This is a genomic window from Saccharospirillum impatiens DSM 12546 (assembly GCF_000423605.1).
In the GTDB taxonomy this organism is placed as follows: Bacteria; Pseudomonadota; Gammaproteobacteria; order Pseudomonadales; family Natronospirillaceae; genus Saccharospirillum; species Saccharospirillum impatiens.
The window spans coordinates 18,986-28,511 of the sequence record NZ_AUIH01000045.1 but is presented as its reverse complement, the minus strand read 5'-3'; the positions used below and the strand labels follow the sequence as shown (position 1 = coordinate 28,511).

The following is a 9,526-nucleotide window of genomic DNA, read 5'->3' as shown; positions in this document are numbered from 1 at the left end:
CTGGATGCTTTTAAGCATGTGTATGAAAAATTAGCTTATGAGTAGCTAAATAAAATGGTATTGAATGATTAACTTCTTCTCAGGCTAGGTTCTGCAGAATAGACTCGCTTGAAAAGAAGAAATTGTAGATAAAATGGCAATACGAAAATATTAACGCGCTATTTATGCTGAGCAGATATCAGAAAGGCAAGAATAATGGAGACTAACATCGTATTATTGGCATGACTAACAGTGTCTACAGAGAAGAAATGAGTTAATGCAATAAAATCACGGATTCAGGATAGAAATAGAACTGTACCTTCAATAATCGAGGAGAATGGACTTGAATCTTGCACTAACCTACTACTCTGACGTCCTGTGTGTATGGGCATATATAGCACAAGCACGGGTCAATGAAGTTGCAGAGCGGTTTCCCGAAGAGGTTTCCATTGACTACCGATTCTGTTCGGTGTTCGGGGATACCGCACATAAAATTGGAATAGGCTGGGCTGATCGCGGGGGTTATGCGGGATTTGGAGACCATCTGCGCGAGGCTGTTTCGGAGTTTGGCCATATTAAACTCCATCCCGAAATCTGGCAACGTAACCGGCCTACATCGTCCACGCCAGCGCACATTCTACTAAAGGCGGTACAACGCGTCGATAGAAATCAATGTAAGGCTGTTATGAAAGAGTTGCGGCTGGCGTTCTTTGAGCGATGCCTTGATATAAGCAGTCGCTCAGTCTTAGAGGATGTGCTGGAGGTTGCCGGCGTGCCTGTGAATGAGGTTCAGGAGGTGATCGATAGCGGGGTGGCCCATGCTGATCTTGAAGCGGATTTCCGTGACCAGCAGATACTGATGGTTCAGGGCAGCCCCACTTTCGTTCTCAACGAAGGCCGTCAAAAGCTATTTGGAAACGTTGGCTATGGTGTTATTGAAGCGAACATTAACGAATTGCTTCGGTCGCAGGTTGCCGGTGCCGCGAGTTGGTGTTAACGCAGTAGAAATGGCGACCTGCAGGAATCGTTTATAAAGGTCGCCGGTATGAAGGCGAGTCATGCCGAAATTGATCGGCTTAAGCTATTTGGAGCGATCAACCGCTGAGATCAGTTGCAAGCCCAGGCTTTGTCAGCCTATTCGATGAACCGTATCCTCAAAGCCTTCGGGGAAAACAGCGGATTCGATTTCGTGCCGAACCTGAGCAGTTACATTTTCCGATAGGGTCTATCCAACGCTGCCCGGGAGAAGGTTGGTATTGTGCAGATCAAGCGACTGGACGGATGAAGGCATAACAGGCCAGTGAAGGGTTACATTGAAAAATTAAGATAACGTAAAATCTTTGTGAAAATGCTCTGCGCGTAGAGAAATTTCTGAGGGGTAAGAAGGGTTAGGGGCTGGGGCACGACAACCCGAATAGGCGAGATAGAAAGAGGCCTTCTGGGACTCGGACGGTATGTCAAAAATAGAATCGTTACCGGGAATGCTGTAAATTGAGCAATCTGGCACACATCAATCAACAGTGGAATCATCAACGCATGGAAAAGCTGGGTCTGGTTTAGTGCAGCAAACTTGGGCCGCTTGAACGTCCGACAATCTATCCGCTACATCGTTTTGGGGGCGAAAGACAAAAGTAGAAGCGCCCCCATGATGCGCATCAATAGGGTGCTTACAGGCCGCAGAATATTTAATTTACTATACTGGTTTTATCGACAATCGAGGAATCTCTTTCGTCAATATTACAGTAAGCTGACGAGAGATTGGACCAGAAAACCAGCCTCTGGTTCCTATCACCCTCTTCGTCATTTTCGTACCTCATAGTAGCGCATCATTCCGTTGTCCTCGTGTTCCATGTTGTGGCAGTGGTACAGATAAAGTCCTTCGAAATCCTTGAAGGTCATAGCAATCCGGACCCGCTCGCCAGGCAATACCAGCACGGTATCGTGCAATCCCGAGTCTACGATGCCTGCCATGAGTTGCCGAGCGGAACGAGCGTCTGCGTTTTTTCGGCTAACCACCCGAAACTGCAGTCCATGTACATGCATGGGGTGGGGCATCGTGGTGTCGTTGAAGAACTCCCACACCTCGGTCGCGCCTAGCGAAACGACTTCATCATCGGCGACTGTCACACCCTCAAACTGACGGTCATTGATCGCGAAGCCGCGCATCATTTTCATACTGAGCCTGAACTGCCTGATATTCGCAGTGTTACCTGGCTGGGACAATCTATCCAGATCACTGCTCAGCCGCCCTGGTAGTGGAGGCACGGCCCTTTCGGTCGCCCCAGAGACAGCCATTGTCAGTAGTGGCGTGGGTTTGTCCGACGTGTTATCAGAGCCTCCCATCAGATTGCCCATCATGCCGCCGTCCATCATGTCACCCGCGCGGTGCGGTTCATTGATCAGCTGAATCTCGGTGCCTTCGGGGTCACCCTCGAAACTAACCCACAGGTCAATGCGCTGGGCAGGTGCGAGCGCTACGTAGGCGTGTTCTTCCGGCGATTCCAGCAGTCCACCGTCGGTGCCAATAACGGTAACAGGACGACCGTCGCTCCATGCCAGCTTGTAGATACGCGCATTGGAACCGTTCAGTATGCGCAGACGATAAGTCGTTGCCAAAGCCGTTTTCACCTCTGCCGGTTTGCCATTCACTAACAGGTGATCGCCTTTGAATCCCTGCATCCGGGTCATCATCGACCCCATGCCATCACTCAGATATTTCAATTCATTCTCGCCGGTGAAGTTGCGGTCCTGCAGCACAATTACCAGTTCCTGATTGTCCTTTGGCAAATCAAGCTCGCGCTCATGGTTGTCTTCAATAATAAGGGGGCCTGCAAGGCCGGCATAGGATTGAAATCCAACGCGTCCACCGTCATCCCCGTGAGGATGAGGGTGGTACCAGTAGAGCCCTGCACGATCATCCACCAAAAAGCTGACCGTTCTAGTGGCATCCGGCTGGATTGGAAAGCGGGGCTGACCATCGACCTCCGGTGGCACATGCAGTCCATGCCAGTGTACAGTTGTGGCTTCAGTAAGATGGTTTTCAATATGGACCCTGACGCGCTGGCCGCGGCGCAACCGAATCAATGGACCGATATAGCTGTCGTCTGAGTGAGTGAGCGTATCGGCCGGTCCCTTGATTAGCTTGGCCGTGTAACGCCAGACTTCACTGGCGGAACCGGAGAGGATGGCCGCTACGTCGGGGCGAGCAAACAATGTCAATTCTACGTCAAAAGGGCCGTCATCCAACCCCGATTCTTCCGGAGTCGTTTTGGTGGTGTCTTCCTGACAGCCACTGAGTAACACCGCTGATGGCAGCAACGCAAAGGTCGCCACGCTGCCTGCAGATTTTAAAAAATTTCTCCGTGGCTGAATAAAATCGCGCATTATGATAAGCCTCCGCTTCGGTGCTCAAATTATGGAGTTATTTTACTCTATCACTGCTGTGCCATAAACATGCAATAAAGATGGCCTGAAAACCGACTTGTTTTGATTCGATGAAATCACTCCTTCAGCAAGACCCGGATATGGATCGCCCTTTGTGTCTATCTGTTAGTCGCGTACCTGAGATTTCTCAGCCAGATTGATAGTACCTTTCAGAAAATTTACGGTCTCTGCAGTTCAATCTATTCGGTCGATGAGGTCTTCGCGACCTGCTTGCCGGGGACCTATTAGAGCCACCGGGATCACCACTTCAAGCAAGTCTGGTATTCCTATGCTAGGTTATGGGATAGCAGTGAGTACAGGTAGTCTGTGATGAATAAGGATATATCAGTACGCCACCGAACAGAATTCGACGTGGAATAGCAGTTATCTTGTTCACATTATAATGTTTAATAATTTTAATAATTGCCATTGGCCAATACAGATTACTATAAAGAGATTTTTCCTGTTGATCAGATTTTTTCGCTTAATATAACGGGAATTCTGGAATGGTTTGATATGGTCGATGGAAGTTCGCAGAGCTTTCACGATACAGAACTGTAATATTGTGAAGACTCTTTTTATACATTACCGGGAGGTATATCTTGATGAAAACTTGGCCATCTATATTCGTGATAACTCTGGCTGCGACTCCGCTATTGGTTGGAAACGCATACGCTCATAGCAATGTTTCAGGTGGCACCATGGGGGACACTGGGTCCGGCATGATGATGCATGATTTCTCAGACGACCAGAATGATAGGTTTTCCGAGTCATATCGGGAAATGGATCGACTGAATGAGCGTATCCGTCAAAGCAATGACCCGGAAGTTAGGGGTGAATTGATGCACGAACACATACATGAACTCCAGAATGGCATGATGATGATCAATGAGGGCTGGGGCTCAAGCGAGCCGGACGACAGTCGGCGTTCTGATGCCTCGGATCAGTGGACGCGCAACATGGAGCAACAGATGTTCAGGATGCAGCAAATGTTAAACCAGTTGATCGACAGAGAAGCAATTGAGCTGGACAATGAAATCGAGTAGTCGATTCTATCTATCTGAAGTCAGTGGATCCGCTGGGAGAATATTCCAGCGAATATTGTCGATCGCTCGACTGTTAAGAAGGAGGGGCCGGGGTTAAATGTCAGTTAATAGTAAGCCTAACAGCAGGATTCTGTAAATAGCATTGAATTATCAAGTTAAAAAATAAGACTTCTCATGAACGTAAAAATCTCAGGCAGGCCCTGCAGGTGCGTGGGTACATTAGCTGTGTTGCTGCCGTGGCTCCAGGCGACTTGATGTAGGTCAATTGCAGTTTGGGTTGCTGTGCTAGAGTCGTGGCAATCAGGAAGAGGAGTTGGGCTATGACCAATATACATCAAGCTATTGATCAGGAGCAGTTTCGGCTTCGTCGTAAATTGAAAGTCACAGGTCTCGGAGAGAGCCAATGGAATGCTGTCATTCAGGAGCTCACCCATAACCCCTGTATCGATCTTGCCGAACGAAAATCGGAAGACCGGCTAGTCGTTGACTTTGATGGCACCCATTATTCGACCGATGAACTGGTTGACTTCATTGAGGCTCACGGAGGCCATTTGAGTAACGGTTGGTGGGAGCGCCAAAAAATCGGATGGTATCGAGCCACTGATAGTAATGTGCGAGACAATGCTGAGCATGAGCCCTTTTGCTGTTCGAAAATCCCGCCTATGAAGAATATTCCATCGGCGAAAAAGTAGCTGGAGGTTGAATGAACAAGGAACCAGATAGAACTACCCGTTATAAGGAAGGCAGCCTGACATTAGCCGGGACCGTCATGCTAGGGACTGGCGTCATGATCGGCGCCGGCATTTTTGCGCTTACCGGGCAGATGGCTGAGATGACGGGTGCGCTGTTCCCGTTGGCCTTTCTGGCTGCGGCGGTGATTGTGTCCTTCAATTCGTATTCCTACATCAAAATCTCCAATGCCTATCCGTCTGCGGGTGGTATTGGTATGTATCTGCATAAGGCTTATGGCGATCGCTTACCCACAGCCTTCAACGCCCTGCTGATGTATTTCTCGATGGTGATCGCCCAGAGCTTTCTGGCCCGCACCTTCGGCTCCTACACCATGCAGCTGTTCGGCGGCGATGAGAGCGGGCTTATGGTGCCTGTTCTCGGGGTGTCACTCATCCTGGCGGCGTTTGTGATCAACCTGTTGGGCAACCGCATGATACAGGGGGTGGCTTCCTTCATTGGTGTGTTAAAGATCAGTGGTATTCTGATCATTGGCCTGGTCGGCGTCTGGTTAGCCGACAGTCTTGCCGTCGACTTTTCCAGCACGGGAGAGGCCGGAGCCACTGGCAATTTTCTGGGCGCAACGGCTTTGGGCATTCTGGCGTTCAAGGGTTTTACCACGATCACCAACAGCGGTTCCGAAGTGAAAGACCCGCATCGCAATGTTGGCCGCGCTATCGTGATTTCAATCGCCGCCTGCGTGGTGATCTACATCCTGGTTGGCTTCGCCGTATCGAGCAATCTGTCGCTCGCCGAAATTATAGAAAGCCGGGATTACTCCCTGGCCGCCGCCGCACGCCCGGCGCTGGGCGAGTATGGCGTATGGTTTACCGTAGCAATTGCCATGATGGCAACGGCGGGTGGCATTCTGGCCAGCATCTTTGCTGTGTCCCGCATGCTGGCCATGCTGACCGAAATGAAACTGGTACCCCACAGTCACTTCGGCATGCCCGGCAGCATTCAGAAACACACACTTGTCTATACTGTCGTGCTGGGGTTGATCCTGACCGCCTTCTTTGACCTGTCACGGATTGCGGCACTCGGGATTATCTTCTATCTGATTATGGATATTGCCATTCATTGGGGCGTGCTGCGTTACCTGCGCGAGGATGTGAAGGCGACGATATGGGTGCCAACCGTAGCGATCGTTCTGGACCTGATGGTGCTGGGTGGCTTTGTCTGGGTCAAGCTGGGTTCCGATCCCTTTGTGCTTGGCGTGGCAGTCGTCGCCATGATCGTCATTGCGATTGGCGAGCAGATATTCCTGACATCTTCAGCAAGAAAGCAGTCAATGGAAAGTGATGAGACTCACAACCACCAGCATTGATGTCGATGAATTGAAAGGAAAAAATTACCATGATAGACGAGAACATGCTTGGTAACACCCTATGGGCCGGGCACTGGTTGTGGATGGTAGTGATTGCCATCGTAGTCGTCATACCGGTCTGGCGAATATGCCAGCGGGCAGGATATTCGGGCTGGCTGGGACTTCTGATACTGGTTCCAATGGTCAATCTGGCGTTGTTATATTTTCTTGCGTTTGCCGATCGGCCCTCGGATAAAGCAGGAATATGGCATGAGTGAACACGAGCATCATCATAGTCATGAAAAACACGGTAAGCATTCTAAGAAAGACCCCGTGTGCGAGATGTCGGTCGATCCCGATACCGCAGAGCATCGCAGCGAGCATGCAGGCAAGACCTGGTATTTCTGTTCTTCCGGATGCCAGGCAAAGTTCGATAACGATCCAGAGAAATATCTCAGTGAAGAGAACAAACCGGCAGAACCGGTAGCTCCCGGTACTATGTATACCTGTCCAATGCATCCGGAGATTCGTCAGCAGGGCCCGGGTGACTGTCCGATCTGTGGTATGGCCCTGGAGACTGAAGACGTAAGTATCGATGTTGGACCCTCCGAAGAACTCACTGACATGACTCGTCGATTCTGGATTGGCGTGGCGCTGGCACTGCCGGTACTGGTGCTTGAAATGGGCGGCCATCTCACCGGGCTGGATCAAATTGTGCCACCACAGATGTCCAACTGGATTCAACTGATTCTGGCCACCCCAGTGGTCGCCTGGTGCGGCTGGCCCTTTTTTGTTCGAGGCTGGAAATCTGTTCTCAGCCGCAATCTGAACATGTTTACACTTGTTTCCATTGGTACCGGTGTTGCGCTGATCTATAGCCTGGTGGCGACCCTGGCTCCGCAGGTTTTTCCAGGTGCCTTCCGCCAGCAGGATGGTTCGGTTGCCGTGTATTTCGAGGCCGCAGCTGTCATTGTGGTGCTGGTATTACTGGGACAAGTATTGGAACTGCGTGCCCGGGAGAAAACCTCTGGCGCCATCAAGGCCCTGCTTGATCTCGCGCCAGCGACCGCGAGAAAGCTGGGTGATGAAAGCGACGAGTCCGATGTTTCACTTGACCAGGTAAAAGTCGGCGACCGCCTCCGGGTTCGCCCCGGCGACAAGGTGCCACTGGATGGCGAAGTCCTTGAAGGCAGCTCGAATGTGGATGAATCCATGGTGACCGGCGAGCCTTTGGCGGTCAGCAAAAAGCCGGGCGACCAAGTGGTTGGCGGCAGCATCAATCAGCAGGGCAGCTTCATCATGCGCACCGACAAAGTGGGGCGAGACACCATGCTGTCCCAGATTGTGCAGATGGTGGCCAGCGCGCAGCGCAGTCGTGCGCCAATCCAGGGACTCGCGGACAAAGTGGCAGGCTGGTTTGTTCCCGCAGTCATCGTCATCGCCGTCATTGCCTTTGTCGTCTGGTCGATCGTCGGGCCAGCGCCGGCGATGGCGTTCGGTCTGATCGCAGGCGTGAGTGTACTGATTATTGCCTGTCCGTGCGCACTTGGCCTGGCGACCCCGATGTCCATCATGGTCGGTGTAGGCCGGGGCGCGCAAAGCGGCGTGCTGATCCGGGATGCAGAAGCCTTGGAGCGCATGGAGAAGGTAGATACGGTCGTGGTGGATAAAACCGGCACGCTGACAGAAGGCAAGCCGCAAGTGACGAAATTGGTTACTGCAAACGGTGTCAGCGAGCAGGATCTGATGCGATACGCCGGTGGTCTCGAAAAGGGCAGTGAGCATCCTTTGGCGCATGCCATTCTCGAAAAAGCCAAATCCATGGAACTGACTCTACCAGACGCTGAGGATTTCGACTCGCCGAACGGTAAAGGTGTAACCGGCAAGATAGACGGACAAAGGATTCTGCTTGGCAATCGATTGTTGATGGAGTCAGAAAGTGTCGACACTTCCACTTTCGAGGAAGAAGCAGACAAACTGCGCAAGGACGGTGCCACCGTCATCTTTGCGGCTGTGGACGGAAGCATCTGTGGCTTGCTGGCCATAGCAGATCCTGTCAAGCAGACGACTGAAGCGGCTATTCGTGCTCTGCAAAAAGAAGGTATTCGGGTGGTGATGCTGACCGGAGATAACCGGATCTCCGCCGAAGCTGTCGCTCGCAAACTCCATATCGATGAAGTGGAAGCAGAAGTGCTGCCGGAAGACAAGGGCAAGATCATTCAGCGGCTGAAAGATGAAGGCCGCATTGTTGTCATGGCCGGTGATGGAGTAAACGATGCGCCAGCCTTGGCTACCGCAGACGTAGGCATCGCCATGGGGACAGGAACCGACGTGGCCATCGAAAGCGCAGGTATTACGTTGTTGCGCGGCGATTTGATGGGCATTGTTGAAGCGCGGCGTTTATCCCTGGCGACCATGCGTAATATTAGGCAAAACCTGTTCTTTGCCTTCGTTTATAACATGGCCGGTGTGCCGATTGCGGCAGGCGTTCTTTATCCATTTGCAGGCATTCTCCTGTCGCCTATTTTTGCTGCTGCAGCCATGTCGTTATCATCGGTGAGTGTCATTGTGAATGCTTTGAGGCTGCGGGTGGTGAAACTCTCGAACAACTAAGCTGGTGGTGCGCCGCCAGAGTTAAGGAGATATGTATGACTTATACAATGAATCGTGTTATTGAGAATGCTGGTTTCGCTGAGGTGGATGAACGAACCCGTAAGGCCCTGGCTGATCGGGGCTTTGGGATTTTGACGGAAATAGACGTCAAGGCGACCATGAAAAAGAAACTGAACGAGGATATGTCCGCCTACACAATTCTGGGCGCGTGCAATCCAACCATGGCCTGGGAAGCGATAGGCCTGGAACCACAGGTAGGTGCCATGCTGCCGTGCAACGTCATTATTCGCGAGACAAAACAGGGTGTTGAAGTCAGTGCTGTTGATCCCGTCTCATCCATGACCGCAATCGACAACGAGCAGCTCTCGCAGGTTGCGGGAAAGGTGAGGGATATGCTTGCAGAGGTTGTTGAGTCGATCTGAAATGAACC

General features: G+C 51.4%; 8 protein-coding genes and 1 pseudogene. 8 read left to right on the top strand and 1 reads right to left on the bottom strand.

Features of this window, described 5'->3' with window-relative positions; genetic code table 11:
* Positions 1 to 322: 322 nt before the first annotated feature.
* Positions 323 to 976, top strand: coding sequence for a DsbA family oxidoreductase (locus G565_RS0117130; RefSeq protein ID WP_211227207.1), 654 nt, complete (start codon positions 323 to 325; stop codon positions 974 to 976).
* An 803-nt stretch (positions 977 to 1,779) separates the two neighbouring features.
* On the opposite strand, the gene G565_RS0117125 is transcribed toward G565_RS0117130, so the two are convergent.
* Positions 1,780 to 3,363: a multicopper oxidase family protein gene (locus G565_RS0117125; RefSeq protein WP_028671975.1), complete on the bottom strand. Its 1,584-nt coding sequence runs from the start codon at positions 3,361 to 3,363 to the stop codon at positions 1,780 to 1,782.
* A gap of 132 nt (positions 3,364 to 3,495) precedes the next feature.
* Here G565_RS0117125 and G565_RS27500 point away from each other — a divergent pair.
* The 7 genes and pseudogenes from G565_RS27500 to G565_RS0117095 all read left to right on the top strand — a co-directional run.
* Positions 3,496 to 3,614: pseudogene (locus G565_RS27500) on the top strand (IS4 family transposase); the annotation flags it as partial.
* A gap of 489 nt (positions 3,615 to 4,103) precedes the next feature.
* Positions 4,104 to 4,448 carry a hypothetical protein gene (locus G565_RS0117120; RefSeq protein ID WP_028671974.1) on the top strand — a complete coding sequence of 115 codons (345 nt, stop codon included), beginning with the start codon at positions 4,104 to 4,106 and terminating at the stop codon, positions 4,446 to 4,448.
* A gap of 320 nt (positions 4,449 to 4,768) precedes the next feature.
* Positions 4,769 to 5,140, top strand: coding sequence for a hypothetical protein (locus G565_RS0117115; protein ID WP_028671973.1), 372 nt, complete (start codon positions 4,769 to 4,771; stop codon positions 5,138 to 5,140).
* A gap of 11 nt (positions 5,141 to 5,151) precedes the next feature.
* Positions 5,152 to 6,504, top strand: a complete 1,353-nt coding sequence (locus G565_RS0117110; protein ID WP_028671972.1) for an APC family permease — start codon at positions 5,152 to 5,154, stop codon at positions 6,502 to 6,504.
* Positions 6,505 to 6,533: 29 nt separating this feature from the next.
* Complete coding sequence (locus tag G565_RS27020) at positions 6,534 to 6,761, top strand: hypothetical protein (RefSeq protein WP_028671971.1); 228 nt, start codon at positions 6,534 to 6,536, stop codon at positions 6,759 to 6,761.
* Positions 6,712 to 9,096 (top strand): heavy metal translocating P-type ATPase, encoded by a 2,385-nt coding sequence (locus G565_RS0117100; RefSeq protein WP_425413983.1) that lies wholly within the window; start codon positions 6,712 to 6,714, stop codon positions 9,094 to 9,096. The genes G565_RS27020 and G565_RS0117100 overlap by 50 nt, the downstream gene beginning before the upstream one ends.
* Positions 9,097 to 9,131: 35 nt before the next feature.
* Complete coding sequence (locus G565_RS0117095; RefSeq protein ID WP_028671969.1) at positions 9,132 to 9,518, top strand: DUF302 domain-containing protein; 387 nt, start codon at positions 9,132 to 9,134, stop codon at positions 9,516 to 9,518.
* Positions 9,519 to 9,526: the final 8 nt, after the last annotated feature.

Coding starts and splice junctions, on each gene's coding strand:
- G565_RS0117125 (WP_028671975.1), bottom strand. CDS start 3,363: ATGCGCGATTTTATTCAGCCACGGAGAAATTTTTTAAAATCTGCAGGC.
- G565_RS0117120 (WP_028671974.1), top strand. CDS start 4,104: ATGGGGGACACTGGGTCCGGCATGATGATGCATGATTTCTCAGACGAC.
- G565_RS0117115 (WP_028671973.1), top strand. CDS start 4,769: ATGACCAATATACATCAAGCTATTGATCAGGAGCAGTTTCGGCTTCGT.
- G565_RS0117110 (WP_028671972.1), top strand. CDS start 5,152: ATGAACAAGGAACCAGATAGAACTACCCGTTATAAGGAAGGCAGCCTG.
- G565_RS27020 (WP_028671971.1), top strand. CDS start 6,534: ATGATAGACGAGAACATGCTTGGTAACACCCTATGGGCCGGGCACTGG.
- G565_RS0117095 (WP_028671969.1), top strand. CDS start 9,132: ATGACTTATACAATGAATCGTGTTATTGAGAATGCTGGTTTCGCTGAG.